Annotated in this window: 26 protein-coding genes and 2 pseudogenes; 17 read left to right on the top strand and 11 right to left on the bottom strand. The window is 66.4% G+C overall.

The genetic code is table 11. From position 1 onward, the window contains the following. Positions 1 to 6: 6 nt before the first annotated feature. A complete protein-coding gene (locus tag IPG63_04890; GenBank protein MBK6726587.1) occupies positions 7 to 513 on the bottom strand; it encodes a cytochrome b in 507 nt (168 codons plus the stop codon). A gap of 151 nt (positions 514 to 664) precedes the next feature. On the opposite strand from IPG63_04890, the gene IPG63_04895 reads away from it, so the two are divergent. The 4 genes from IPG63_04895 to IPG63_04910 all read left to right on the top strand — a co-directional run bounded on the left by IPG63_04895 (position 665) and on the right by IPG63_04910 (position 3,705). Continuing rightward, entirely contained in the window at positions 665 to 1,195 is a 531-nt protein-coding gene (locus IPG63_04895) for a GAF domain-containing protein (protein ID MBK6726588.1), read from the top strand. A 62-nt stretch (positions 1,196 to 1,257) separates the two neighbouring features. Then, positions 1,258 to 1,536, top strand: a complete 279-nt coding sequence (locus IPG63_04900) for a hypothetical protein (protein ID MBK6726589.1) — start codon at positions 1,258 to 1,260, stop codon at positions 1,534 to 1,536. An 8-nt stretch (positions 1,537 to 1,544) separates the two neighbouring features. Beyond that, on the top strand, positions 1,545 to 3,491 hold the full coding sequence (gene acs, locus IPG63_04905; protein MBK6726590.1) for an acetate--CoA ligase: 1,947 nt from the start codon (positions 1,545 to 1,547) through the stop codon (positions 3,489 to 3,491). Between the two features lie 4 nt (positions 3,492 to 3,495). Beyond that, positions 3,496 to 3,705: a type II toxin-antitoxin system prevent-host-death family antitoxin gene (locus IPG63_04910; protein MBK6726591.1), complete on the top strand. Its 210-nt coding sequence runs from the start codon at positions 3,496 to 3,498 to the stop codon at positions 3,703 to 3,705. A 15-nt stretch (positions 3,706 to 3,720) separates the two neighbouring features. On the opposite strand, the gene IPG63_04915 is transcribed toward IPG63_04910, so the two are convergent. Next, positions 3,721 to 4,260, bottom strand: coding sequence for a gamma carbonic anhydrase family protein (locus IPG63_04915; GenBank protein MBK6726592.1), 540 nt, complete (start codon positions 4,258 to 4,260; stop codon positions 3,721 to 3,723). Positions 4,261 to 4,367: 107 nt separating this feature from the next. On the opposite strand from IPG63_04915, the gene IPG63_04920 reads away from it, so the two are divergent. The 3 genes from IPG63_04920 to IPG63_04930 are packed head-to-tail and all read left to right on the top strand — an operon-like array spanning position 4,368 to position 6,496. Continuing rightward, positions 4,368 to 5,786, top strand: coding sequence for a coniferyl aldehyde dehydrogenase (locus IPG63_04920; protein ID MBK6726593.1), 1,419 nt, complete (start codon positions 4,368 to 4,370; stop codon positions 5,784 to 5,786). Between the two features lie 45 nt (positions 5,787 to 5,831). After that, positions 5,832 to 6,104, top strand: a complete 273-nt coding sequence (locus IPG63_04925; protein MBK6726594.1) for a hypothetical protein — start codon at positions 5,832 to 5,834, stop codon at positions 6,102 to 6,104. Next, a complete protein-coding gene (locus tag IPG63_04930; GenBank protein ID MBK6726595.1) occupies positions 6,104 to 6,496 on the top strand; it encodes a PIN domain-containing protein in 393 nt (130 codons plus the stop codon). Before IPG63_04925 ends, IPG63_04930 begins: the two co-directional genes overlap by 1 nt. An 82-nt stretch (positions 6,497 to 6,578) precedes the next feature. Here IPG63_04930 and IPG63_04935 read toward each other — a convergent pair. The 3 genes and pseudogenes from IPG63_04935 to IPG63_04945 form a co-directional block, all read right to left on the bottom strand. After that, positions 6,579 to 6,968: pseudogene (locus IPG63_04935) on the bottom strand (DUF695 domain-containing protein). 96 nt (positions 6,969 to 7,064) lie between these two features. Next, complete coding sequence (locus tag IPG63_04940; protein MBK6726596.1) at positions 7,065 to 7,556, bottom strand: hypothetical protein; 492 nt, start codon at positions 7,554 to 7,556, stop codon at positions 7,065 to 7,067. A 323-nt stretch (positions 7,557 to 7,879) separates the two neighbouring features. After that, positions 7,880 to 8,464 (bottom strand): annotated as a pseudogene (locus IPG63_04945) (transposase). Between the two features lie 555 nt (positions 8,465 to 9,019). Here IPG63_04945 and IPG63_04950 point away from each other — a divergent pair. Then, a complete protein-coding gene (locus IPG63_04950; protein MBK6726597.1) occupies positions 9,020 to 10,186 on the top strand; it encodes an ATP-binding protein in 1,167 nt (388 codons plus the stop codon). Positions 10,187 to 10,386: 200 nt separating this feature from the next. Here IPG63_04950 and IPG63_04955 read toward each other — a convergent pair whose 3' ends face one another. From IPG63_04955 to IPG63_04970, 4 genes are all read right to left on the bottom strand, one after another. Next, complete coding sequence (locus IPG63_04955; GenBank protein ID MBK6726598.1) at positions 10,387 to 10,692, bottom strand: hypothetical protein; 306 nt, start codon at positions 10,690 to 10,692, stop codon at positions 10,387 to 10,389. Continuing rightward, a complete protein-coding gene (locus tag IPG63_04960; protein MBK6726599.1) occupies positions 10,629 to 10,877 on the bottom strand; it encodes a hypothetical protein in 249 nt (82 codons plus the stop codon). Before IPG63_04960 ends, IPG63_04955 begins: the two co-directional genes overlap by 64 nt. A 122-nt stretch (positions 10,878 to 10,999) precedes the next feature. After that, on the bottom strand, positions 11,000 to 12,433 hold the full coding sequence (locus IPG63_04965) for an ATP-binding protein (GenBank protein MBK6726600.1): 1,434 nt from the start codon (positions 12,431 to 12,433) through the stop codon (positions 11,000 to 11,002). Between the two features lie 46 nt (positions 12,434 to 12,479). Next, positions 12,480 to 13,430, bottom strand: coding sequence for a pteridine-dependent deoxygenase (locus IPG63_04970; GenBank protein ID MBK6726601.1), 951 nt, complete (start codon positions 13,428 to 13,430; stop codon positions 12,480 to 12,482). Between the two features lie 102 nt (positions 13,431 to 13,532). Here IPG63_04970 and hemF point away from each other — a divergent pair, with 102 nt between their 5' ends. The 9 genes from hemF to IPG63_05015 all read left to right on the top strand — a co-directional run bounded on the left by hemF (position 13,533) and on the right by IPG63_05015 (position 22,502). Beyond that, positions 13,533 to 14,453 carry an oxygen-dependent coproporphyrinogen oxidase gene (hemF, locus tag IPG63_04975; protein MBK6726602.1) on the top strand — a complete coding sequence of 307 codons (921 nt, stop codon included), beginning with the start codon at positions 13,533 to 13,535 and terminating at the stop codon, positions 14,451 to 14,453. Further along, on the top strand, positions 14,453 to 15,394 hold the full coding sequence (locus IPG63_04980) for a serine/threonine protein kinase (protein MBK6726603.1): 942 nt from the start codon (positions 14,453 to 14,455) through the stop codon (positions 15,392 to 15,394). The genes hemF and IPG63_04980 overlap by 1 nt, the downstream gene beginning before the upstream one ends. A gap of 65 nt (positions 15,395 to 15,459) precedes the next feature. Beyond that, entirely contained in the window at positions 15,460 to 15,726 is a 267-nt protein-coding gene (locus IPG63_04985) for a type II toxin-antitoxin system ParD family antitoxin (protein ID MBK6726604.1), read from the top strand. After that, a complete protein-coding gene (locus IPG63_04990) occupies positions 15,716 to 16,024 on the top strand; it encodes a type II toxin-antitoxin system RelE/ParE family toxin (GenBank protein ID MBK6726605.1) in 309 nt (102 codons plus the stop codon). The genes IPG63_04985 and IPG63_04990 overlap by 11 nt, the downstream gene beginning before the upstream one ends. Positions 16,025 to 16,116: 92 nt before the next feature. Continuing rightward, positions 16,117 to 17,010 (top strand): 1-acyl-sn-glycerol-3-phosphate acyltransferase, encoded by an 894-nt coding sequence (locus IPG63_04995; protein ID MBK6726606.1) that lies wholly within the window; start codon positions 16,117 to 16,119, stop codon positions 17,008 to 17,010. Continuing rightward, a complete protein-coding gene (locus IPG63_05000; GenBank protein MBK6726607.1) occupies positions 16,997 to 17,983 on the top strand; it encodes an alpha/beta fold hydrolase in 987 nt (328 codons plus the stop codon). The genes IPG63_04995 and IPG63_05000 overlap by 14 nt, the downstream gene beginning before the upstream one ends. An 88-nt stretch (positions 17,984 to 18,071) precedes the next feature. Beyond that, positions 18,072 to 19,121, top strand: a complete 1,050-nt coding sequence (locus IPG63_05005) for a Fic family protein (protein MBK6726608.1) — start codon at positions 18,072 to 18,074, stop codon at positions 19,119 to 19,121. A gap of 54 nt (positions 19,122 to 19,175) precedes the next feature. Beyond that, positions 19,176 to 20,678, top strand: coding sequence for a serpin family protein (locus IPG63_05010; protein ID MBK6726609.1), 1,503 nt, complete (start codon positions 19,176 to 19,178; stop codon positions 20,676 to 20,678). Positions 20,679 to 20,693: 15 nt separating this feature from the next. Further along, entirely contained in the window at positions 20,694 to 22,502 is a 1,809-nt protein-coding gene (locus IPG63_05015) for a GGDEF domain-containing protein (GenBank protein ID MBK6726610.1), read from the top strand. Here IPG63_05015 and hflC read toward each other — a convergent pair whose 3' ends face one another. Both hflC and hflK read right to left on the bottom strand, forming a co-directional pair. After that, a complete protein-coding gene (gene hflC / locus IPG63_05020) occupies positions 22,503 to 23,444 on the bottom strand; it encodes a protease modulator HflC (protein ID MBK6726611.1) in 942 nt (313 codons plus the stop codon). Then, entirely contained in the window at positions 23,441 to 24,523 is a 1,083-nt protein-coding gene (gene hflK, locus IPG63_05025; protein ID MBK6726612.1) for an FtsH protease activity modulator HflK, read from the bottom strand. Before hflK ends, hflC begins: the two co-directional genes overlap by 4 nt. Positions 24,524 to 24,643: the final 120 nt, after the last annotated feature.

The raw sequence follows: 24,643 nt of genomic DNA on the forward strand, positions 1-24,643 counted from the left end.
CACTTCTCAACCGCGCATGCGCTTCAAGGTGTCGTCCTTGTCAATGAGCACGCGCTTGATCACACCGAGCACATGCAGGACGAACAGCACCAGGAAGACGGTGGCGCCGATCTCGTGAATATCGTGCATCTGGCGGGCGAAGGCCTTGCTCGGTTCCAGGAACTGCGGGATCTGGACGATGCCGAAGACGTCGATGATCTTGCCGCGCGCCTGGCGCCAGAGGATGCCGGTGATCGGCAGCGCGACCATGGCGACGTAGAACAGCACATGCACCAGTCCGGCGATGCGGTCGGGCAGAGTCGGCGCACCGGCGCGAGCGGGTGCGGCATGGGTCAGGCGCCAGACGATGCGGAACAGGGCCAGCAGCAACACCACGATGCCGAGCGAGAAGTGGAACGGCTCGCCGAGCAGGTCGTCCCACTCACCGGTGGCCCACTGCAGGATCAGCAGCGCCGCCATCAGCCAGTGCAGACTGCGTGCGATGGGATTCCACACACTCGGGCTTGCGTTCATCGGGTTCTCCTGGAGGCGGGGTCGGAGTCCGAGGATATGGGCTCGCTGTTACCCGGCCTTGACCTCCGTCAATCGGAGAACGCCGCATGTTGCAACCGCACAAGTGCCGACGCTGGATTCGGCGTGGTGGCGACCGCTATGGTTCGCATCCATGATCCAGCTGCCGCCCAGCGAATCCGACGACCCGGCCGAGACCGCAGTGGCGCGCCTGATCGCCCGGTTGCGCAAGGCGCGCACGCCGCGCGAAGCGGCGTGGGCAGTCAGCACCGAGGCGATCACCGCGATTGGCCTCGAGGACTGCGTAGTTTACCTGCTCGACAACAGTGGCACCCTGCTGACCCAGATGGCCGCCTATGGCCCCAAGCTCAGGGCCCCGCAGGTGATCGCGAACCCGCTCACCTTGCGCCTCGGCCAGGGCGTAGTCGGACACTGCGCCGCTGCGCGCATTCCGATCCGCATCGACGATACCCGCAGTGACCCGCGCTACCTGGTCGACGACGCTGCGCGACTTTCGGAACTGGCGCTGCCGCTGATCCATGATGGCGAACTGCTCGGCGTGCTCGATTCCGAGCACTCGCGCGCTGGCTTTTACCAAGGCCACCACGAGCGCGTGATGTTGCAGATGGCTGCGCTGCTCTCGGCGCACCTGGCCCTGTTGCGCCTTTCGGTGCCACAAGGCTGATCGGCGCGGCGCGACATGCGACACTTCCCGCAACTTCCCTTGTCGCCACCACAGGAGTCGCCATGCCCTTCCTCTTCGCCGGATTGAGCGGCGTCTGCCTGATCATCGTGTTCACGACCCATAGTCCCGGCTTGCTGGGTCTGGCGCTGTTTGGCTGCGCCACGTTCGCGTTGATGGCGGTGTTCGCGTTTGCCCATGCCAGAATCGAGTCGACGCGCCAGCACGACACCTACCTCCCGTCGCCCGAGGAGCTGGAGCTGATCCGCCGCGCCGAAGAAAAGCGTCGGCAGATTGCCGCGCGCAATTCTTCGCGCAACGACGACGAACAGGAACAGGCCTGAGCCAAACCATGAGCGACCCGCGCCTTTTCCCACCGCCGCACGGCTTTGCCGACGGCAACAGCACCGATGTCGACCGCGCCGCAGCCGACCGCGTCGCCGCGTACGACCGCGCCCGATTCTGGGCACGCGAGGCGACCCAGATCGAGTGGCTGCGTTTCCCGACCGAGATCGAGGACGTGAGCTTCGACCTCGCCGACTTCCACGTGCGCTGGTACGCCGACGGCGAGCTCAATGTCGCGGTCAACTGTCTGGATCGGCACCTGGCGACGCGCGGCGACAAGACCGCGATCGTGTTCGAGCCGGATGATCCCAATGCGGCGCCGCGACGCATCAGCTATCGCGAGCTGCATGACGAGGTCGGCCGCGCCGCGAATGCGCTGCGCGCACTCGGTGTCGGCAAGGGCGACCGCGTCACCATCTACCTGCCGATGATTCCCGAGGCGGCGGTGGCGATGCTCGCCTGCGCACGCATCGGCGCGGTGCACTCGGTGGTGTTCGGCGGCTTCTCGGCCGAGTCGCTGGCCGGTCGCATCGGCGACTGCCAGAGCAAACTGGTGATCACCGCCGATGCCGGCGTGCGCGGCGGCAAGCAGGTCGCGCTCAAGGCCAATGTCGATGTCGCCGTGGCCAAGCGCGAGTGCAGCTGCGTCGAGACCGTGCTGGTGGTGCGCCATACCGGCAGCGCGGTGAGCATGCACAGTCCGCGCGATCGTTGGTGGCACGAGATGGTCGCCGGACAGGACGCGGTGGCAGCGGCCGAATGCATGAACGCCGAAGACCCGCTGTTCATCCTGTACACATCGGGTTCCACCGGCAAGCCCAAGGGCGTGCTGCACACCAGCGGCGGTTACCTGGTTTATGCCGCGAGCACGCATCGGCGCGTGTTCGACCTGCGCGAGAACGACGTGTTCTTCTGCACCGCCGACGTCGGCTGGGTTACCGGGCACAGTTACGTCGTCTACGGCCCGCTCGCCAATGGCGCGACCACGCTGATGTTCGAGGGCGTGCCGAATTACCCCGACCCCGGCCGCTTCTGGGACGTGGTCGATCGCCATCAGGTGTCGATCTTCTACACCGCGCCGACTGCGATCCGCGCACTGATGCGCGAAGGCGAGGCGCATGTGACGTCGCGTTCGCGCAAGAGCCTGCGCCTGCTCGGCTCGGTCGGCGAACCGATCAACCCCGAAGCCTGGCTCTGGTATCACCGCGTCGTCGGCGATTCTCGCTGTCCGATCGTCGACACCTGGTGGCAGACCGAGACCGGCGGGATCCTGATCTCGGCGCTGCCCGCCGCGACCACACTCAAGCCCGGCTCGGCGACGCAGCCCCTGCCCGGCGTGTTCCCGGCCATCGTCGATGCCAACGGGCAGGAAATCGATGGCGAAGGTTCCGGCAACCTGGTGCTGCGGCATTCCTGGCCGGGCATGATGCGCACCGTCTACGGCGACCACCAGCGCTTCATCGACACCTACTTCAAGACCTACCCGGGCAACTACTTCACCGGCGATGGTGCACGCCGCGATGCCGATGGCGACTGGTGGATCACTGGCCGCGTCGATGACGTGATCAATGTCAGCGGCCATCGCATCGGCACCGCCGAAGTCGAGAGCGCCCTGGTCGGCCATGCCACGGTGGCCGAAGCCGCGGTGGTCGGTTATCCGCACGACCTCAAGGGCCAGGGCATCTACGCCTACGTCACGCTCAAGGCCGGCATCGAGCCGAGCGACGAGCTGCGCAAGGCGCTGGTGCAACAGGTGCGCACCGCCATCGGCCCGACCGCCACGCCCGACATCATCCAGTGGGCCCCGGGCCTGCCGAAAACGCGCAGCGGCAAGATCATGCGCCGCATCCTGCGCAAGATCGCCGCCAACGAACACGACCAGCTCGGCGACATCTCCACCCTCGCCGATCCCTCCGTGGTCGCGTCGCTGGTGGATGGACGGTTGAATCGGTGAGCCCGTGACCCAGTTCTCCATCCGACAGGCGAAGCGCCACTTCCCGCAGCTCATCCAGCAAGCTTTGGCGGGAGCGGACGTCATCATTGCCAAGGCGGGCCAACCGGCTGTGCGCGTCGTGCCGATCGCCGCCAAGAGCAACCAGGGACTTCCGGACCAGTGCGCCGCGGGCACACCATCTCCAGGTGACGACGCACCCACGCAAACCGAGTGATGCGGCGACATTGGCCTACGCCCCGCTGTCGAGATAACGGTCCTTGAGCTTCACGTAGTGCGTGGACGAGTAGTACAGCGACTCGACATCGCGGTCGCTCAGCAAGCGCACCAGCTTGGCCGGGTTGCCGAGCCAAAGTTCGCGTTCGCCGACGGTCTTGCCCGGGGCGATCACCGCGCCGGCGCCGACGAAACCGTTCTTGCGGATGGTGGCGCCGTCGAGCACGGTGGCGCCCATGCCGATCAGGCAGCCGTCCTCGATCACGCAGGCGTGCACGATGGCGCCATGGCCGATGGTGACGTCGGCGCCGATGATCGTCGGATAGCCGCCTGGACGCGTGTAGGGCCCGTCGTGGCTGACGTGGATGATGCTGCCGTCCTGCACGTTGGTGCGGGCGCCGATGCGGATGAAGTTGACGTCACCGCGCACGACCGTGCCCGGCCACAGCGAGACATCGTCGCCGAGTTCGACGTCGCCGATCAGGTGCGCGCCGACATCGACATAGACGCGCTGACCGAGGCGCGGCTTCTGGCCTTGATAGGTTCGGATCGGCATCGCACTTCCTCGCAAGCGGAAAGCGGCCATTTTACGGCGCCTCCCCGCCCCGCGGCGTAAACTCCGCTCCCTGATCGAGGTGACCCATGAACGCGCAGCTGCAACCGGTGCCCACGTCCACGCCACAGGAACTGGCCGACACCCTGGTCAGGCTCAAGGCCGCGCGCCTGAACCAGCCACCGCCCGGCTACACGCAGCGCCGCGATGACCTCAGGCGCCTGCGCGCCACGTTCAAGTCGCGCCTCGACGCGATGAACGCCGCGCTCAGCGCCGACTTCGGTCACCGCTCGCGCCACGAATCGACGATCGCCGACGGCTGGACGGTGCTGAAGACGATCGACCAGCTGCTCGCCAACCTGCGCCGCTGGATGCGTCCGCGCTCGCGTTCGCCGGGCTGGCTGATGCTGCCGGCGCGCGCCGAGGTGCGGCCGATGCCGCTCGGCGTGGTCGGGGTGATGGCGCCCTGGAACTATCCGGTGAACCTGGCGCTGGTGCCGCTCGCGACCGCGATCGCGGCCGGCAATTCGGTGTACCTGAAGCCGAGCGAGCACACGCCACGCACCAGCGCCTTCCTCGCCGACCTGCTCGCCGCAGTGTTTCCGGACACGCAGGTCGCGGTCGCGCTCGGCGGGCCCGAGGTATCGGCTGCATTCGCCGCCCTGCCTTTCGACCATTTGCTGTTCACCGGTTCGACGGCGGTCGGTCGCAAGATCATGGCCGCTGCGGCGCCGAACCTGACCCCGGTCACGCTCGAACTCGGCGGCAAATCGCCGACCATCATTGGCGAGGATTTCCCGCTCGAACTGGCGGCCGCGCGTATCGCCACCGGCAAGCTGTTCAACGGCGGACAGACCTGCATCGCGCCCGACTATGTGTTCGTGCCACGCGCCAGGCGCGACGCCTTCGTCGATGCGCTGCGTGCCGACATCGCGAAGCGTTTTCCGCAAGGCGCCGACTTCGCCGACTACACCCGCGTCGTCAACGCCGGCCAGTACCGCCGGCTGCGCGGCCTGCTCGACGATTCCAGCGCGCGCGGCTTGACGCTGCTGCCGCTGCTCGCGGTCGATGCCGCCAAGGCCGAAGCCGAACGCCTGCTGCCACCGACCGTGGTGCTCGATCCGGTTGACGATGCGCGGGTGATGCAGGAAGAAATCTTCGGTCCGATCCTGCCGGTGCTCGGCTATGACCGCATCGATGACGTCATCGCCTACATCAACGCCCACGATCGCCCGCTGGCGCTGTACCTGTTCGACTACGACCGCGGCAACGTCGAGCGCGTGCTCACCCGCTGCATCGCCGGCGGTGTCACGGTGAATGACGCGCTGCTGCAATTCGCCGCCAGCGACCTGCCCTTCGGCGGCGTTGGCCCAAGCGGCATGGGCCACTACCACGCGCAGGAAGGTTTCCTGAACTTCAGCAAGCTGCTCCCGATTGTCTACCAGTCGCGCTTCACCGGCTTCGATTTCCTCCTGCGCCCGCCTTACAAAGGCGTCGCGGATGCGCTGGTGAAGTTCCTTTCGCGGTGAAGTGGTCGCCGTGCCGATGACAGACATCTGTCTTACAATGGCCGCATGAAGACGATCAGCAAGCGCGAATTGAACCAGCACACGGCGGGCGTCCTGGATGCCGTGGCGGTTGGGCGACCCGTCATCGTGACCGAGCGTGGCGTGGCACGCTGGCGGATCGAGTCGATGGAGGCATGCACCGACACGGTCACCCGACTGCGCGCAGAAGGTCGCATCACACCCGCGAAGGCCAAGCCTGCACCGTGGCCAGTCGCCAAGGCCCGCTACACACCTGCCCGGGTCGACGCACTGTTCGCCGAGTCGCGTGGCGAGCGCTGATGCGCTGGTACATCGACGCATCGATCGCCCTGCACGCGTTGCTGCCTGGCGGTGACTTGCGGGCTCGCCGTTGGCTCGACGCAGTAGCCCAATCCGGCGACGAAGTGTTTTCGTCCGTGCTGCTGCATCTGGAGTTGACGCGCGTGCTGCGACGTGAAGGCCTGGATGTTTCGATGGCCCGCCCGCTGCTTGATCGCGTGAATCTGGTGAGCATCGATGACGGCGTGCTCCGTTTCGCCGCCGCAATCGAGGCACACGTCAAGTCACTCGACGCCATCCACCTCGCGACCTGCGCGCTGCTCAGCGCCAACATCAGCGTGGTCACCCACGATGTCCAGATGTCCGCCGCAGCAGCAAGCCTCGGCCTCGATAGCATGGACCCGCTCGCCTGATCGCCAGCTGAGGTTCGCACTGGTTGCGTGCAGCTCGTTCCCGATCCGCGGCCAACATGAAAAATCGGAGCCGCCAAGTCAGCTACTTGGGAGGTGTTTCTTGAGAGGTTGCACGCACGCGAGACAGCAAGTGGAAGTAGTTACGCCACTCCGGATCGGGCGCTGATTGCACCTCGATGGGAAAGCGAGCCTCGCCCTGCAGCTGCGAGTTGAGTGCAGAAAGAAACACGTCGTCGGAGCGGACGTACAAGATCCATTTCTTCCGACTATTGCCGGTAACACTCAGCATCATGAAGCCGACGTCGGGACCCTCCAGCTTCTCCAAGCGGTGCTCCAGAACGAGCATTCGCTCGTAGTCTTCGGCGCCGGGCATGGCTTGCTCTCGTCCCGGCTTGTAACGCCAGTAGAGGTTTACGAGTTGGGGGTAGTGCTCAACTTTGACGTTCTCCGGTACGCAGTTGCGGAAGCGGCAGAGTGGATATTCCGGTCATGGGAAGCCAGCGTTCCGGGCCATGGGAAGCCAACGGGGCATGCCTTGGGTTAGCCGACGTGGCCTGATCTTGCTCTGCTACGGCGCGGCGTCGATCAGGCGGTGCAGCAGAGCGTAGCTGACGCGCCACGGTGCGCCGTCGCAGTCGAGCGTGACGGTCTTGCCGTTGAGGCGGGTGACGCGGCCGTGGCGCTGGTGGCCGAAGCGATCCTGGAAGCCGACGCGGTCGCCGACGGCGATTTCCTGGCGGCCGAGGCCACGGTCGGTGCGGTCGCGGAGGACGCTGTCCACGCCGTCGAGGTTGATCGCGGCGTACTCGATCAGAAAGCGCGTACCCGACTCGTGATCAAGCACGACCACGGCGGCGGGACGCAGCTCGACCACGCAGCCGTCGCGGCTGCGGTTGTCGCGGGCGTCGAAGTACTCGACCGGCTGGCCGGGCTGCAGACAGCGGCGGACCGCGGTGCTGCGCGCGGGGTCGCGCAGCGCGCGATCGATGGCGGCGCGCAGCCGGAACAAATCGAAGGATGTTGCGCTTCGCAGCGCATCAAGGATAGTGGCGGGATTCATGGCCGGCAATCATGCCTCAGCAGCCAGCCGCTGCCACGCACCCTCGGTGCTGCGGGCTCCTCTCCCCTCTCCCTCGATGGGAGAGGGGTGGGGGAGAGGGTGGCTACGCCGGTTTCTGCGCGGCCCTTCGTTGCCGCAAAACAGCGCGCCGCAGTAAACACAGTGGCTGTCGCGCGCAGAGACTTCGACTTCCAGCCAAGATGGAATGTTCCAGCGGTTCATGGAGGACTTCGCCAAGCGCCAACCATGCGTCTAACGTCGTGCCAAGCAGTTGCGGCGCGACGGGGCCTGGATGATGCGCGCAACTTCCGCGGCAAGCCGACCACGGATCGAACCTTGCTCAATCCGCGCACGGGCATTCGCAGCAGTCCCCGATTGCGCGCTTGTGCGTTGACGCATTCGGCCGTCGCTGCGCGCTGCTTGTAGATTTCCTTGGCCGCATCGCTGGCCATGCGTGCGCGCCATTGCGCCACCGCATCGGAGTCGCCGGGCTTGCGCTGGTGCTGGTCCTGCTCGATCGGGTTGCCTTGCTCGTCCTGCTTCGCTCTGGGCTCGGGTACCGGCGCATAGACTTCGGTCTTGTGGGCCACTGCGTCAATCTGCTCGTGCGCCGGGAAGCCGCCATCGACGAGCCACTCGCCGGGGCTGCGGCCCACGCGTTGCTCGACCTGCTCGACCATCGGCGCCAACTGGGCCATGTCGCTGCCGATCTTGACCACGTCCATGCCGACGATGATCTGGCTTTCGCATTCGGTGGCGAGTTGCACGTTGAACGCAGGCCGGAAGCCGCCGTCGCCCATCTTCATGACGCGGGCATCGGCATCGGTGGTGCTGGCCCTGGCGTCTTCGGCTTTCGCGCCGTTGCGCTTCTTGGTCTCGGCCACTTCGGGCAGTTGTTCCAGCGCCGCGCTTGATAGTGATTGCGTCCATGGCGTGCGGAGACACCCCCAGCGAATGCTAACGCTCAAGCCAACCTCCGCAGTGCGGCGAAGCGCTGGTCCGATTGGCGCATCGTACCGAATACCGCCGACCAACAACCCGGCCCCACAGCGACACGTGCGGTTGAGCATGGCGTTGGGACGCGCCGCACGCGACCGACTCTGGTCTGACTTCAAGCAGGTGACCTGGAGGCCGCCTCAGTTGGCCTTCCAATGAATCGTCGACACCACGTCGGCCAGAACGAATGGTCAGGTCCGTTCGCGACGGGAACGCTAGATGGTGGTTCGGGTTCGCGGGCGCCTGTGCCCCCAGCTTGTCAATGAGTGCGCGCAAAGCATGAGCACTGGGCAAGCCAGTGCGGCAGCAAGGTTGATGAACGTGGCGTTTTCTCGGTATGGGATTGCTCCAAGCGCGAGCCCCACGCTCGGTGGGAGTAGAACAGGGGGCCTTCGAGCCCGAGTTTTATTGATAATCATCCGGAACAAGATAAATTATCGCTTCTCGGATAACTTCGGATAATTACCGTGATCGCCTTCCCCCGCACCGCGCTGGCACAGGAGCTGGTGACCGCCCTGCAAGGAAAGACATGGCTGGGTGATGCCCACAACGGCCTCTTTCTGGCAGCGCCGCGTCGTACGGGCAAGTCCACTTTTCTACAGGGGGACTTGCGTCCAGCCTTGGAGGCCGCAGGCGTGACGGTGGTGTATGTCGACCTGTGGGCCGACGCCCGCCGCGATCCGGGCATTCTGATTGCCGAAGCGATCGCCCATGCCTTGGAACCCCGGTTGGGCCTGGTGGCTCGCGCCGCCCGCAAGGCGGGGGTGGACAAGCTCAAACTGGGCGGGCTGGAAGTCGACACCAGCAGGATCGGCAAGATCGATGGCCTCACGCTGGCCGACGCCTTGCGCCTGCTGCATGAACACGCTCGCCAGCCGGTGGCGCTGATTATTGACGAAGCCCAGCACGCCCTCACCAGCGAGGCCGGCGAAGCCGCAATGACGGCCCTGAAATCGGCCCGCGACCAGCTCAACCAACCCGGCGTGGTCCATCTGATGCTGGTCATGTCGGGCTCGGACCGGGACAAGCTGCTGCGCCTGGTCAACACCGCGGGCGCACCGTTCTACGGCTCGCAGATCCAGCGCCTGCCGCCACTTGGGCCTGACTTCATCGCCCATGTGGCTGAGCTGATCGAGAAGCAACGACCGGTGCTCAAGCCGGTGGATCGAGTCCTGCTGCACCAAGCCTTCGAGGTGTTCGGCGACCGGCCGCAGTTCTTCATGGCCGCGCTGGGCCAGGTACTCAGTCCTCTGGCCGCCCTCGCGGGGCGTTTCGAACCCGCCCTGCTTGAAGCCGCGCAGCAGCAGCGAGCACAAGACGAAGCGCAGATGGAGTCCGACTACCTGGGCCTCAAGTCCACCGAGCAGGCCGTGCTGTGGCGCATGCTCGAACAAGGCCAGCGCTACCGCCCCTACGATGCCGAAGCCCTGCGCTTCTACCGCGACAAGACCCGGCACCCCGTGAATGCCGCCCAGGTACAACGGGCGCTGGAGGCGTTGCGCCAGCGCACGCCGGCCCTGGTCTGGAAATCTGCCCGCGGCGAATATGCTCTGGAAGATGCCGCCATGCACCGCTGGTTTGACGAACGCCACCGGGAAGGACGCTGGCCCCCGGCAGCGCCGCAGGGAAAGTGAGCGCGCCGACTACTCTCCTGCGGCTTGACCGTCTGCCATGAAAGGGAGCGAGGATTCGGCAAGATCTTCTGCATCGATGGCCAGTTATGGCCCAGCATCGTCGGTTGCGCCTTGCGCTACGAGTGCCTTGTGGATTTTCCGGGCATGGGAAGCCAGCGGGGCATGCCTTGGGTTGGCCGACGTGGCCTGATCTTGCTCTGCTACGGCGCGGCGTCGATCAGGCGGTGCAGCAGAGCGTAGCTGACGCGCCACGGTGCGCCGTCGCAGTCGAGCGTGACGGTCTTGCCGTTGAGGCGGGTGACGCGGCCGTGGCGCTGGTGGCCGAAGCGATCCTGGAAGCCGACGCGGTCGCCGACGGCGATTTCCTGGCGGCCGAGGCCACGGTCGGTGCGGTCGCGGAGGACGCTGTCCACGCCGTCGAGGTTGATCGCGGCGTACTCGATCAGAAAGCGCGTACCCGACTCGTGATCAAGCACGACCACGGCGGCGGGACGCAGCTCGACCACGCACCGTCGCGGCTGCGGTTGTCGCGGGCGTCGAAGTACTCGACCGGCTGGCCGGGCTGCAGACAGCGGCGGACCGCGGTGCTGCGCGCGGGGTCGCGCAGCGCGCGATCGATGGCGGCGCGCAGCCGGAACAGATCGAAGGATGTTGCGCCGGTCAGCGCGTCGAGGATCGCGGCATGGTTCATGGCCAGGGATTGGCCGTCAAAGATCCACTGCCGTCGCTGCGCCACAGTGCCATCGTGCTGCGAGGCGTGGCCGACGCGATGATGAAGCTTCTGTCGCGATGATGAAGCCTGCGCGGCACCGGCTACGCGGTGACGCCCTTGATCCGCGCTTCGTAGTCCGCCATCCGACCTTCGACCGCGCGCACGCCATAGTGGAAAGCAAGGACTGCAGCCGGCCACTGGCGGATCTGGCGGCCGTCTATGGTCGTTTCAGAGAAGCGACTGCGCGTTGTCGCCCAGGCCATGGGCAGACTGTTGCCGCGCAGGAACTTCAACAAGCCTCGCAACGCCTCTGGCTTGTCCGCGTACTTGTCGCTCCACTTGATCTCCAATGCTGCTAACGGCTTGAGCGCACTCGACGATTCGACGAGATCGACTTCGCTGTCGTCGGTTCCCCAGCGCGCATAGTTCAGTCGCGCGTCTTCGTGGAAGCGCTGCGCAAACAAAGCCGTCTCCACCAGATGTCCGAACTCCGGGTCTTCGGAACGCTTCGCGCCGAACAGCCCCGTGTACATGGCCGAGTTGGTCAGATAGACCTTGAAGTTGCGTTCGCGCTGGTAGCGCTTGCCGTCCTGGTCGACGCGGAAGACGCGCTTGATGAGAAAAGCGGCCTCAAGATATTCGATGTACTTCTGGATCGTCTGCTTGCCCATCCCGCTGCGCTGCGACAACTGCTCGAAGGAGACCTCTTCCGCCGTGTTGAATGCCAGCAAGGTGAACAACGAATTGAGCTCCTGGATATCCTTGATCCCGTACATCTGCGGCAGATCGCGCAGCAACACCTTGTCGACGATGTCGGACTTGACGAAGCGCTCCGGGTCGGCGCGCACCATCGGCGACAAAGCCAATTCAGGGTAGCCTCCGAAATTCACGTACTCGACGAACTGCGCGTTCAGTCGCTGGATGTCATCGAGCACATAGAGGCTGGGCTCCTCGATCCGGATCGCGGGAGGCTCCGGGCGCAATTGCAGGTACTCGGAGAAAGTCAGCGGTGGGAGCAGGAAGTCGGTGAACCTGCCCGCGCCGGATTCCATACTCTGGCGCTTCAGCGCCGCAGCAGCGGAGCCGGATACCAGAATGCGCAAGTCGGGGCGGTGATCGACCATCGACTTGAGATACTTCTCCCAGTCCTTGTGCGACTGAATTTCGTCGAAAAACAGGTAGCGCAAACCCTCGCCGCCGGGTGCGGCATCCTCGATCTGCCGCACCAAGCTCTCGAGCGATTGTCCGTGCAACAGCGGATGATCCATTTCCACATACGAGATCCGCTGTTCCGCGACGCCGGTCGCCAACAGGTCGGCAATGAGGTGGCGGATCAGTATCGTCTTGCCGACTCGGCGCGGACCCAGCAGGACGATCGCTCGACGCAAGCTCGATTCCCGCAGCAACCGTCGAACGGGACCCAGATAGGCGCGGGGACGCAACGCCAACGTCTCGCCGTCCATCCCGGCGCCGCTCCACCATGGATTCAGTCGCTTAAGATGATCGGCAACCTGCTGATCTGAAACATCTTTCATCGAAGAACCTAGTTAAGCATATCTCTCGGTGCTTAACTCTAGCAGCTCATCCTCGCCGCAGCCCCAGCGCGGCTTCGATCTCGATGCGCAGGTCGGCGCGACAAATGTCGCCGTGCAGAAGCAGGAAGCAGGCTTCGTCGCCGAGTTGTCGCAACAGGTGCCCGCGCACCAGTGCCGCTTCGGTCGGGTTGCGCAGGTAGACGCGCAGCAGCGCGTCACGGCCGAGGTCGGCGCGGGCGTGCGCCCGCGCGCCGGCGGCGGTGGCAAGCGCCTCCAGGTTGAGCAGGATCTCGTCGAGCTGCGCCACGGTGCCATCGTGCTGCGTGGCATGGCCGACGATGCTCGCGGTACCCGAGACCAGCAGCAACGGCGACTCCCCGGTCACGAGCATGGCGCGCGAGAAACCGGGGGCGATCGGGCCGTAGTCGCGCGGGTACTCGAAGGCCGGCACCTGGCGCGGATTCTCGATCGCGATGCCCGGCCGCTTCGCCGCCAGCCAGTGCACGTGCAACTGGTCGGGTGGCGCCGGAATACCGATGGCGGTGGCGGCGGCGAAACCTTCCGCCGGCGGCTGCGCGATCACGCGCGCACGGCCACCGACGAAGGCGCGGTAGCGCTCGTCGTCGCCGTCGCCGGCGTTGATCGCGCCGAAGTAGTTCCAGGTGCGCAAGAGATGCGCGAAGCCGAGCCGGTGGCTGTGCGCCAGCAACAGCTCGTAGGCGTGCTCGGTGGCGGTGGCGAGATCGCCCTGCTCGTCGATCTCGATGCTGCCAAACAGCCAATCGCCGCTTTGCCGCAAAGTGAAGTGCTGGTGGCGCTCGATCTGCGGCGGCGTTGCGACGTTCCAGAACTCGATACGCGAGCTGCCGACCAGGTCGCGCAGCGGCAACACCAAGGCATCGGGATACTTCGCGCTGCTGCGCCCGGCCAGGATGCTGGCGAGCGCGACTTCGTCGTTGCCGGCCGATTGCGCGCTGGGGCGCAGGCCACGATCCATGAACACGTTGCTCGGGGTTTCCATCGAAGACGACGTGTTGCGACACGTCGCGGATTGCAGTCAGGGTCACTATCTTAGCGGTTCGACTCAGGAATCCGCTGCATGAGCACAAGCCCGCCCGATCTGGAACCCGTGCAAATCTGGCTGATGAGCCTGCAGGACGCGATCTGCCGCGAACTCGAAACACTGGACGGTGGCGCGCGCTTCCGCGAGGACGCCTGGTCGCGCCCACAGGGCGGCGGCGGGCGCACCCGCATCCTGCGCGACGGCGCGCTGTTCGAGCAGGCCGGCATCGGCTTCTCGCAGGTCGAGGGCACACAACTGCCGGCGAGCGCGAGCGCGCACCGGCCCGAACTTGCCGGCCAGGCCTGGCGCGCGATGGGCGTGTCGCTGGTGCTGCACCCGCGCAACCCGCACCTGCCGACCACGCACATGAACGTGCGCCTGTTCGCCACGCTGGGCGAGCGTCCGGCCTGGTGGTTCGGTGGCGGCTTCGACCTGACGCCGTACTACCCGGTGCTGGAGGACGTGCGCGACTGGCACCGGCAAGCGCGCGCGGCGGTGTCGCCGTTTGGCAATGACCTCTACGCCGAGTTCAAGGGAGCCTGCGACCGCTACTTCTTTCTCAAGCACCGCAACGAGACGCGCGGCGTCGGCGGGCTGTTCTTCGACGACTTCAGCCGCTTCGACTTCGACACCTGCTTCGCGCTGACGCGGGCGGTCGGCGCGGCCTTCACGCCCGCCTACGCCGCGATCGTGCAGCGTCGCCGTGACACGCCCTTCGGCGAGCGCGAACGCCAGTTCCAGCTGTACCGGCGCGGGCGCTATGTCGAGTTCAACCTGGTGTTCGACCGTGGCACCTTGTTCGGGCTGCAATCCGGTGGGCGGACCGAGTCGATCCTGATGTCGCTGCCGCCGCTGGTGCGTTGGGAGTACGGCTTCGACCCCGAACCGGACAGCGCGGAGGCCGGGCTCGCGTATTACCTGGAGCCGCGCGACTGGCTGGCGGACGAGCCGGCGTGATGAATCCGACGCCATTCGCGGAACTGTCGCCCGACTTCGTGCTCGATGCGGTCGCTGCGCTCGGCTTTGAACCGGATGGGCGCCTGCTGGCACTGAACAGCTTCGAGAATCGCGTCTATCAGGTCGGCATCGAGGGCGCCGAACCGCTGATCGCGAAGTTCTACCGGCCCGGGCGCTGGAGCGATGCCGCGATCCGCGAGGAGCACGCCTTCAGCGACGAACTGGTCGAGGCTGAACTGCCGGTGATCGCGCCGCTGCGCATCGACGGTGAATCGCTGTTCGATTTCGATGCGCAGCGGCTGGCGCTGTTCCCGCGTCGCGGCGGACGCGCACCCGAGCTGGAAGGCCTCGACGTTGCGCAGTGGTTAGGGCGACTGATCGCGCGCATCCACAACGTCGGCGCGCGCGGCAGTTTCAACGCGCGCGCGCAGATCGATGTCGATACGCGCGTCCATGACGCCGCCGACCATGTGCTCGATTCGCAGCTGCTGCCCGCGCACCTGGCCGCACGCTATGCACATCTGATCGAGGCGGTGGCCGAACGCCTCGACCTGCAGTTCGGCGCGATTGGGCCGCCCACGCTGCGCCTGCATGGCGACTGCCATCCCGGCAACCTGCTGTGGACCGACGCCGGGCCGCATTTCGTCGATCTGGATGATGCCGCCAGCGGACCGGCGATCCAGGACCTGTGGATGCTGATGACCGGTGGCGAAGCGCAGCGCGCGGCGCTGCTCGAAGGCTACGCGGAGTTTCGCGAACTCGAGTTCGGCGAACTGCAGCTGATCGAACCGCTGCGCATCATGCGCCAGATCCACCACGCCGGATGGATCGCCGCGCGCTACGACGACCCCGCCTTCCCGCGCGCGTTCCCGTTCGCGGCCGAGCCACGCTGGTGGGAAGAACACTGCAATGACTTGATGAACTGGCTGGAGCGGGAATAGCCGCAACGGCGCTCCCCGGGAAGAGCGTCCATTGCTATCCTGTGTTGCGAGCGCGGGAGACAGAAATGGGCATGAACGTAGCGATTCCCCGGCAACTCGAGGAGTTCATCCACGAGCAGGTGCGGAGCGGCCGCTATGGCGACGCCGACGCCGTGGTGCGCGATGGGCTGCGCTTGCTGCAACAACGCGAGCAATCCCGTGTCGAACGGCTGGATGAACTGAAGGCCCTGGTCCAGGCCGGAATCGACAGCGGCGTAGCGGCGGAATTCGACCTTGCCGCGTTGAAGCAGAAGGCCCGCAAGGAGCGGCTCACGCGGCGTGATTGCATTTGACGTCAGCCGCGCGGCAGAGGCCGATTTGATCGAGATCTGGTTGTACATCGCGGCCGACAACGAAGCCGCGGCGGACCGCCAACTCGACCATCTGGAGCGGTCGTTTCGACTGCTCGCGCAGCAACCGCTGATGGGTGTGGATCGCGGCGGCTTGCTGCAAGAGGGCGTCCGCTCGTTTGCTGTGGACCGATACCTCGTCTTCTACCGCGCGCAGGACAGGGTACGGATTCTGCGCGTGCTGCACGGCGCGCGCGACTGGATGGCGTTGTTTGAAGACCCGGCTTCGGGCGAAACCTGAGCCACATTCGCCGACCTCTGGAGCTTTCGCTCCACAACCCGAGCGTCAGTCTCGCTTTACATGCGGTGACATTGCGCGAGAATGCCGGGCCGATGAACGCACCGACCACCCCGATCGAATCCCCCCGCGACCGCCTGCGGCCGTTGCGCTATTTGTGGCGCACGCCGTTGCTGTTGCTGCATCTGCTGGTCGGGCTGCCGTTGACCCTGCTCAGCCTGGTGCCGCCACTGGATGCGATCCGCATCCGCGGTGATCGCCTCGACCAGCGCATGGTGCGCTGGTGGCAGGGTGGGTTGATGCGCTGCTTCGGCTTCCGTCTCAAGCGCTTCGGCACACCGCGACGCGAGGCCACGCTGTTCGTCGCCAACCACTGCTCCTGGCTGGACATCTCGCTGCTGCATTCGCAGCGCGCGGTCTGCTTCGTGGCCAAGTCGGAAATCGCACACTGGCCGCTGGTGGGCTGGATCGCCAGCCGCGGCGGCACCATCTACCACCAGCGCGGCAGCAACGACTCGCTGGCGCGGGTGGCGCAGACGATGCTCGACCGCCTCAACGCCGGGCTCGCGATCGGCGTGTTCCCGGAGGGAGGCACTGGCGCCGTCGACAAGGTACGCACCTTTCACGCGCGCATCTTCCAGACCTGCTACGACGCCAACGTGCCGGCGCAACCGGTGGCCCTGCGCTATCTGCGCGACGGCGTCGCCGCGCGTGCGATCGCTTTCCGTGCGCATGAGGGATTCTTCCCGAACTTCCTGCGCCTGCTCGGCGAACCCGGGACCGTCGCCGAGGTGCACTTTCTCGAACCGGTGGCGCTCGCGACCGAGGGCGGACGCAAGCGCATGGCCGAAGCGGCGCGGCGCGCGATCATCGGCGCGCTCGGTTTCGAACCGTTGCCGCCGCTGCGCGCGCGCAATGGCGACGCCGCCGATGACCTTGATCCAATCGCGGAAGCCGACCTGCACGCCCACGACGATGTCCCCGCATGACTTCCGCCCGGCCGGGTTGCTGCGCAATCCGCACCTGCAGTCGCTGCTCGCGTCGAGTGCACTGAGACGCTGGAAGTTCCGCGACCGCCACCGCGAACTGGAAGCGCGTTCGCGCGAGCACATTCTCGATTGTGGCGACGGCGTCCGCCTGCAGGGCTTCCATACCGAGCAGCAGCAACTGCCGTCGGCACGCGGTCTGGTGGTCTTGTTGCACGGATGGGAGGGCTCGGCGCACTCCGGCTACATCCTCACCGTCGGCGCGCGCCTGCTGCGCGAGGGCCATGATCTGTTCCGGCTCAACCTGCGTGACCACGGCGACACCCATCACCTCAACGAGGCGGTGTTCCATTCCTGTCGCATCGACGAAGTGGTCGGCGCGGTGCGCGCGGTAGCGCAGCGGTTTCCGACACGGCCGCTGGCGATCGCCGGCTTCTCGCTCGGCGGCAACTTTGCACTGCGCGTGGCGCTGCGTGCCGCGGCCCACGACATCGACCTGGCCGGTGTCTATGCGGTGTGCCCGGCGATCCGGCCGTTCAACATCCTGCTGGAACTGGAGCGGCGCCGCGTCTACCACGACTACTTCATGCGCAAGTGGCGCGACTCGCTGCGGCGCAAGCAGGCACTGTTCCCGAGCCGTTACCCGCTCGGCGCGGACATCTACCAGCTCGACATGCGCGGGCTGACGCGCGAACTGATCCTGCGCGAGACCCGCTTCGCGTCGCTCGAAGAGTATTTCGACGGCTACGCCATCCACGCCGGCCGTCTCGCCGCACTCGACTTGCCCGGTGCGATCCTGATGGCCAAGGACGACCCGATCATCCCCGCCACCGACTTCGCCGACCTGCAACTGCCGTCGCAGGTCCGCCTCGACCTCACCGAACACGGCGGCCATTGCGGCTTCATCCGCGACTGGTCACTCGCCAGCTACGCCGAGGACTGGCTGCTCGCACAGCTGGGCGTGATCAGCGCCTGAAGCACGGCGCCGCAACCCCACCAAGCCCATCTCCACACCCAATCCATCTCGCTCGATGAATGGGTGTAATTGGGCGTAGTATTGGTTCATGCTCCGCATCGACAGCCTGCAAATCACCACCGAAGTCCTGGCCTTCATCGCCCGCATCGACGAGTTCAAGGGCGCCTGGCGCGCCTTGGGGGCGTTGGCGCCGGACCGGCTCTCGACCCTGCGGCGGGTGGCGACGATCGAGAGCATCGGCTCGTCCACCCGCATCGAAGGCAGCAAGCTCTCCGACCGCGAGGTCGAACGCCTGCTCGCCAACCTCGCAATCCGGAAGTTCGAGACCCGCGACGAGCAGGAAGTGGCGGGCTACGCCGAGGTAATGGATCTGCTGTTCCGAGCTTGGCCGGACATCCCGTTCAACGAGAACCACCTCAAACAGCTGCACCAGATGCTGCTGAATCACAGCCCGAAGGACGCGCGCCATCGCGGCAACTACAAGACGGCTTCCAACAGCGTCGCTGCATTCGACGAGCACGGCGTGCGGATCGGCGTCGTGTTCGAAACCGCCTCGCCATTCGACACGCCGCGCCTGATGCGCGAACTGGTGGAATGGGTGAACGACGAGCGCACGAAGGCGCATCTGCACCCGCTGCTGATCGTCGCCATCTTCGTCGTCGTGTTCCTGGAGATCCATCCGTTTCAGGACGGCAATGGGCGACTGAGCCGCGTGTTGACCGGTCTACTGCTGCTTCAATCCGGTTACGCCTATGTACCCTACAGCTCGCTCGAAAGCGTGATCGAGGCAAACAAGGAAGCCTATTACCTCGCCCTGCGCCAGACGCAAGGCACGATCCGCAACGAGTCACCGAACTGGCAACCGTGGCTGCGGTTCTTCCTGCATGCGCTGCTGGAACAGGTGCAGCGGCTGGAACGAAAGATCGAACGTGAGCAAATCGTGCTGGCTGCGCTACCCGCGCTATCGCTGCAGGTCGTCGAGTTCGCGCGCGAGCACGGCCGTATCACCATGGCCGAGGCCATCCAGCTGACTCGCAGCAACCGCAACACCTTGAAACAGCACTTCCGCGCTCTGGTCGAACGCGGACATCTCGCGCTGCGCGGCCGCGGACGCGGTGCCTGGTACCAACTCGCGTGAGCGCTTCGTGCCTGTCCGCGAAAACGCTACTCTGAGTCAGGTCCGGAGGTGCGCATGAGATACAAGGTTGCGTGTTGGCTGGTCGGCGCCACACTGCTGATGGCGGGTTCGGGCAGCGCGCGGGCGCTATCGGAGGACGGCATGAACGACTTTGCGTGTTCCTTGTACGGCGTCCTGGCCGGCCAACAGGAGAACCTGTTCTTCTCGCCGTTTTCGGTCGGCACTGCGCTGGCGATGACGGCCGAGGGCGCGCGTGGCGAGACCGCGCGACAGTTGGCTGCGGTGCTGGGTCTGGATGCACCCGCCGACAACGGCGACCCGCTGCAACCCGTGGATTTTTCGCCGCTGCATGCCGAACTCGGACGGCTCGCGGAACGCCTGGCGCCGAAGCCGGCGCCGGCGCAGCGGCAGGCGCAACTCGCCGCGTGGCGGCTGGAGCTCGATCGCGCCAATGCCGCGTTGGCAAGGGCAACCGACTTCGATGCGGCGTACTACGCGCTGGGCGAGAAGGCGCAGCAGCTCGCCGCGGACATCAATCGCGTGCAGCGCGAGATCGACCCGACCGAGTTCCGTTCCGCGAACGCGCTCTGGCTGGAGCGCAGCTTCGCCATCGAACCACCCTATCTCGCCGCGATCGCGCGCTACTACCAGACTGGCGGCGCGATGCCGGTCGATTTCCGCGGCGACGCCGAGACCGCGCGCCGGTCGATCAACGACTGGGTCGCCGCGCAAACGAACCAGCGCATCCGCGAATTGCTCGCCCGCGGCATGGTCGATGCCGCCACCCGGCTGGTGCTGACCAATGCGGTGTACTTCCTCGGCGAGTGGCTCGAACCCTTCGACGCCGCGCGCACGCGCAACGAGAAGTTCTTCCTGCGCGATGGCGGCAGCGTCGAGGTGCCAATGATGCGCGACTGGAAATACGACGGCGCGAAGTACGCCGCGTTCCAAGCCGATGGCTCGCCGTTCACGACACCGCTGCAGATCGAGTTCGGCGACCGCGACCACAGCCGGCACTATCCCCAAGACGGCTTCCAGCTCGTCGAACTGCCCTACCGCGGCGATGCCTTGTCGATGCAGCTGATCCTGCCGATGCGCGCCGACGGACTGGCGGCGGTGGAAGCGCTGCTCGATAACGTGCATCTCGAGCGCTGGAACGCGGCGCTGGTGGCGCGCGAGGTCGATGTCGCGCTGCCGAAGTTCCGCATGGATTCGAGCCTGGAGTTGTCCGCGGCCCTGCAGCAACTCGGCCTGCGCCGCGCCTTCGTCAATCCTGCGGACACGGCAGGCGGCGCGCAATTCGATGGCATCAGCGTCAGCGATGATCCGGCCGAGCGCCTGTACATCGGCGCGGTGGTGCACCAGGCCTTCGTCGCGGTCGACGAGAAAGGCACCGAAGCCGCTGCCGCGACCGCGGTGATCATGCCGGCCGGCGCGGCGATGCCGGACATGGTTGACTTCACCCCGGTCTTCCGCGCCGACCGCGCCTTCATCTTCCTGATCCGCGACCGCAACAGCGGCACGGTGTTGTTCCTCGGCCGTCTGCAGCGGCCCTAGATTCGGAGTTCCCGCTTGCCTGTCCGGCGTCACCAGATCGTCCATGGAACTCGCTGGCGGGGTGTGCTTGCCGGGGCGCTGCTGTGCGCATCGACGCTGGCGCATGCGGCGCTCGCCGACCGCATGCGCCATCCGCTCGAACTGGAGGCGCTGACCGAACCGGAGCGGGTGCTGGAGCAGTTGCCGGCGTTGATCGCCGAGGCCAGCGCTCACGGCGCATCGGCGGACCTGGCGCGCCTCGAACTCGCGCGCGCCAATGCCTGTCGGGTCGTCGCCGACTGGCGTTGCCAACGCGAAGCCGGTGCCGCCGCCCATGCTGCCGCCAGCGCCGCCGGCGCGCACCATCTCGGCGTACGCGGCCTGATCGCCGAAGCGCGCGCGCGCATCGCGCTGCAGGACTTCGCGCAGGCCGAGCGCCGGCTCGGCGCCGCCGAAGCCAGTCTCGCCCGCCACCCGGATGGCGGGCTGCTCGCCGATGTCATGCTCGCCTATTCGTCGCTGGCGCTGCAGCTCGGCCGCCACACGCTGATGCGCGACTACGCCAAGCGCGGCATCGAGGCATTGGCAGACGAGGTCGCGGCGGTGGTGCGCGCGCGCCTGCTGCGCAACCTCGGCCGCGCCGAGCTCGAGCTCGGCAATCCGCAGGCCGCCCGCGCCGCGATGCTGCTGGCCGCTGAGGTGGCCGCACCGTTGGACGACCCGAAACTGATTTCCGAGCTGGATCTCGAGCTCGCGCGCATCGCCCGCAACACCCGCGACCCTGCCGAGCAGCGCGCGGCGGGTGAGCGCGTGCTCGCCGTCGCCGAGCGTTTCGGCAACGCCCAGATCGCGGCGCTGGGTCACGAGGTGCTCGGGCTCGCCGCGCGCGACGCCAACGAGCTCGCCACTGCCGAAGTCGAGCTGGCCGCTGCCACTGCCGGCTTCGGCGAGCTCGGCATGCCCACCGAGGAACGCCGGGCGCTGCGTGAGTTGCTGCGCACCCAGCTGCAGCACCAACCGCAGCGGCGCGACGTGATGCCGGGCATGCTGCGGCTGATGGAGCTCGACGAAACCATGGATCGGCGCGACCGCGCACGCGCCGGCGAAGACTTCGACGCGCGCTTGCGCTATGCCCAACAGGAGTTCGAGCTGCAGCGACTGGCCAAGGAATCGGAGCTGGCCGCCGAACGCGAGAAGTCACTCGCGGCCAGCAATCGGCAACGCGCGCTTCTGGTGGCGCTCGCGCTCTCCGCCGTGCTGGTCATCACCGCCTTCCTCGCGCTGCAACGGCGCGCCAACCGACAGCTGGCCGCGACCAACGCGCGCCTGCGACTGACCGAGCAGCAACTCGAGCGCGAGGCTCGCTACGACGCGCTCACCGGGCTCGCCAACCGCCGCGAGTTCGAGAGCCGGTTGACGGATGCCCTGGCGCAGGCGACCACCGTCGCCCTGCTGTTCCTCGACCTCGACCACCTCAAGCAGACCAACGACGCCCACGGCCACGCCGGCGGCGACGAACTGCTGCGCGTCTTTGCCAAGCGCCTGCAAGCCTGCGTGCCGCCCGACGCGCTGGTGGCGCGCATCGGCGGCGACGAGTTCGTCGTGCTGCTGGCCGAGCCCGATGCCGTCACTGCAGTCGCGAGCGCCGAAGCAATGGCGGCGGCGATCTGCGCGGCGATGGCCGCGCCGCTGCTTATCGGCGATCGTTCGCTGCCGCTGGCCACCAGCATCGGCATCGCCGTGGCCCGGACCGACAGCGACCGCGATCAACTGATGAGCGCGGCCGACCGCGCGCTCTACGCCGCCAAGGCCGCCGGCCGCAACACCTGGCGCCGCGAGACCTGATCAGCGCGTGCGCGTCGAATCCAGGTAGCGGAAGAATTCGGAGTCGGCATCGAGCACCAGGGTGGTGTTCTCGCCCATCGCCTTGTAGCTCTCCAAGGTGCGGAAGAAGGCGAAGAACTCGGGGTCGGCGCCGTAGCTTTCGCCGTAGATCCTGGTCGCTTCACCGTCGGCCTTGCCGCGCACTTCGGCGGCCTTGCGTTCGGCTTCGGAACGGATGCGACGCAGTTCGCGCTCCATCTCGCCGAGAATTTCGCTGCTCTTGCCCTGGCCTTCGGAGCGGAAGCGCTCGGCAATGCTCTGGCGCTCGGAGATCATGCGCGTCTCGACCTGGCGGCCAACGCTGTCGATGTAGTTGATGCGCTTCAGGCGCACATCCACCAGCTCGATGCCGAGCGCCGGCATCAGCTTCGCAGCGGCAGTCAGCATTTCCTGTTCGAGCAGGGCGCGGCCCTTCTTCGGGCGCTCCAGGTCGACATCCTCGCGGCTGACGCCGGCTTCATCGAGTGCCGCGGCATCCACGGTCCAATCGCGCGAACGGATGATCTCCTCGAGGTTGGTGCCAGAGATGATGTCGCGTGTGACCGAGTCGATCAGGTCGTCCAGGCGGGTTCGCGCACCGCTTTCGTCGCGCACCGAGGTCAGGAACTTGAGCGGGTCGGTGATGCGCCAGCGTGCGGTGGTATCGACCAGCACGAACTCGCGGCCGAGCGTCGGGATCTGGGTGACGTCGCCGTCCCAGGCAATGATGCGTTTGTCGAAACGACGCACGTCCTGGATGAAGGGCAACTTCCAGTGCAGGCCCGGCTGGCTGACGATGCCGGGGATCGGCTCGCCGAACTGGACGACGATCGCCTGTTCGGCCTGGTCGACCACATAGGCCGACTGCATGGCGCCGAGGCTGAGCACGGCGATGACGGCGATGGACAGGATGGACTTGTTCATTGTTGTGCCTCCGCAGCAGGCGCAGTGCGTGGTCGGCGCATGTCGAAATACGGCAGCGGCGCGGTCTTGCCGTCCTTCACCACCATCACGTTGCCGATCGTCGGCAACACCGCGTTGATCGTTTCCAGGTACATGCGCGTGCGCGTCACTGTCGGCGCGCTGCGATATTCGGCCAGGATCGAGCGGAATCGTGCGGTCTCGCCGAGTGCCTGATTGACGCGTTCGCTGGCGTACCCCTCCGCTTCAGCAATCACGCGACTGGCCTCGCCGCTGGCCTTCGGGATTTCCTGGTTCAGACGCTTGGTCGCTTCGTTGATCATGCGCTCGCGCTCCTGGCGCGCCTCGTTGACCTCGTTGAACGCCGGTTGCACCGCTCGCGGCGGGATCACGTCCTGCAACTGCACGGTGACGATGTGGATGCCGGCGTCGTATTTCTTCATCGCCGCCTGGATCTCCTCGCCGGCGAGGTTCGAGATCTCGACGCGCGCCGTGGTCAGCACGTCGGAACCAAGACGATTGCCGACCACGCGCCGCATCACCGACTCGGAAATGTCGCGCAGCGTGCGCGTCGGGTCGCGCAGGTTGTAGAGGTACTTCATCGGGTCGTCGATGCGGTACTGCACCACCCACTCGACGTCGATGATGTTGAGGTCGCCCGACAACATCAGCGATTCCTGCGGGAAATCCTCGGCCGAGTATTCGGTGCGTTCGCTCTCGCCGCCCGAAGCCGCAGTGCGGAATCCGAACTCCTGCTTGAGCACGCGCTCGGTCGCGACGAACTCGACGGTGTCGATGCCGAACGGCAATTTGAAGTGCAGGCCGGGGTCGCGCGTGGCGATCACTGCGCCGAAGCGCTTGACCACGGCCTTCTCCTCCGGCTGCACCGTGTAGTACGCGCTGAACACCAGCCACAGGGCCACGATCGCCACGACGACGAATCCGACCAGCCCCAACGGTGGCCTGGGCAACTTGGCGCCACCGCCAGCGGGCGGATACGCCGATCCTCCACCACCACCGGCGCGCCCCTTGCGCGGTCCGAACTGCAGCAACTCGGCCAATCGATCCGCGGGCGTACCCATCGCGCTCTCTCCATCCAGGGGGAGCAGAGGATAGCGAACCTGCGGTTCAGCGGGCGGCGGTGTATTGCCCGCGTTGACGGCCACGCTGGTAGGCTCAGGGATTCGGTGACGCCACGGGGA

The organism is Lysobacterales bacterium (assembly GCA_016703225.1).
In the GTDB taxonomy this organism is placed as follows: Bacteria; Pseudomonadota; Gammaproteobacteria; order Xanthomonadales; family Ahniellaceae; genus JADKHK01.

Excerpts from the sequence above, each read along its gene's own strand:
- IPG63_04890 (MBK6726587.1), bottom strand. The coding sequence starts at position 513 with ATGAACGCAAGCCCGAGTGTGTGGAATCCCATCGCACGCAGTCTGCAC.
- IPG63_04895 (MBK6726588.1), top strand. The coding sequence starts at position 665 with ATGATCCAGCTGCCGCCCAGCGAATCCGACGACCCGGCCGAGACCGCA.
- IPG63_04900 (MBK6726589.1), top strand. The coding sequence starts at position 1,258 with ATGCCCTTCCTCTTCGCCGGATTGAGCGGCGTCTGCCTGATCATCGTG.
- acs (MBK6726590.1), top strand. The coding sequence starts at position 1,545 with ATGAGCGACCCGCGCCTTTTCCCACCGCCGCACGGCTTTGCCGACGGC.
- IPG63_04915 (MBK6726592.1), bottom strand. The coding sequence starts at position 4,260 with ATGCCGATCCGAACCTATCAAGGCCAGAAGCCGCGCCTCGGTCAGCGC.
- IPG63_04925 (MBK6726594.1), top strand. The coding sequence starts at position 5,832 with ATGAAGACGATCAGCAAGCGCGAATTGAACCAGCACACGGCGGGCGTC.
- IPG63_04930 (MBK6726595.1), top strand. The coding sequence starts at position 6,104 with ATGCGCTGGTACATCGACGCATCGATCGCCCTGCACGCGTTGCTGCCT.
- IPG63_04940 (MBK6726596.1), bottom strand. The coding sequence starts at position 7,556 with ATGAATCCCGCCACTATCCTTGATGCGCTGCGAAGCGCAACATCCTTC.
- IPG63_04960 (MBK6726599.1), bottom strand. The coding sequence starts at position 10,877 with ATGAACCATGCCGCGATCCTCGACGCGCTGACCGGCGCAACATCCTTC.
- IPG63_04965 (MBK6726600.1), bottom strand. The coding sequence starts at position 12,433 with ATGAAAGATGTTTCAGATCAGCAGGTTGCCGATCATCTTAAGCGACTG.
- IPG63_04970 (MBK6726601.1), bottom strand. The coding sequence starts at position 13,430 with ATGGATCGTGGCCTGCGCCCCAGCGCGCAATCGGCCGGCAACGACGAA.
- hemF (MBK6726602.1), top strand. The coding sequence starts at position 13,533 with ATGAGCACAAGCCCGCCCGATCTGGAACCCGTGCAAATCTGGCTGATG.
- IPG63_04980 (MBK6726603.1), top strand. The coding sequence starts at position 14,453 with ATGAATCCGACGCCATTCGCGGAACTGTCGCCCGACTTCGTGCTCGAT.
- IPG63_04985 (MBK6726604.1), top strand. The coding sequence starts at position 15,460 with ATGGGCATGAACGTAGCGATTCCCCGGCAACTCGAGGAGTTCATCCAC.
- IPG63_04995 (MBK6726606.1), top strand. The coding sequence starts at position 16,117 with ATGAACGCACCGACCACCCCGATCGAATCCCCCCGCGACCGCCTGCGG.
- IPG63_05000 (MBK6726607.1), top strand. The coding sequence starts at position 16,997 with ATGTCCCCGCATGACTTCCGCCCGGCCGGGTTGCTGCGCAATCCGCAC.
- IPG63_05005 (MBK6726608.1), top strand. The coding sequence starts at position 18,072 with ATGCTCCGCATCGACAGCCTGCAAATCACCACCGAAGTCCTGGCCTTC.
- IPG63_05010 (MBK6726609.1), top strand. The coding sequence starts at position 19,176 with ATGAGATACAAGGTTGCGTGTTGGCTGGTCGGCGCCACACTGCTGATG.
- hflC (MBK6726611.1), bottom strand. The coding sequence starts at position 23,444 with ATGAACAAGTCCATCCTGTCCATCGCCGTCATCGCCGTGCTCAGCCTC.
- hflK (MBK6726612.1), bottom strand. The coding sequence starts at position 24,523 with ATGGGTACGCCCGCGGATCGATTGGCCGAGTTGCTGCAGTTCGGACCG.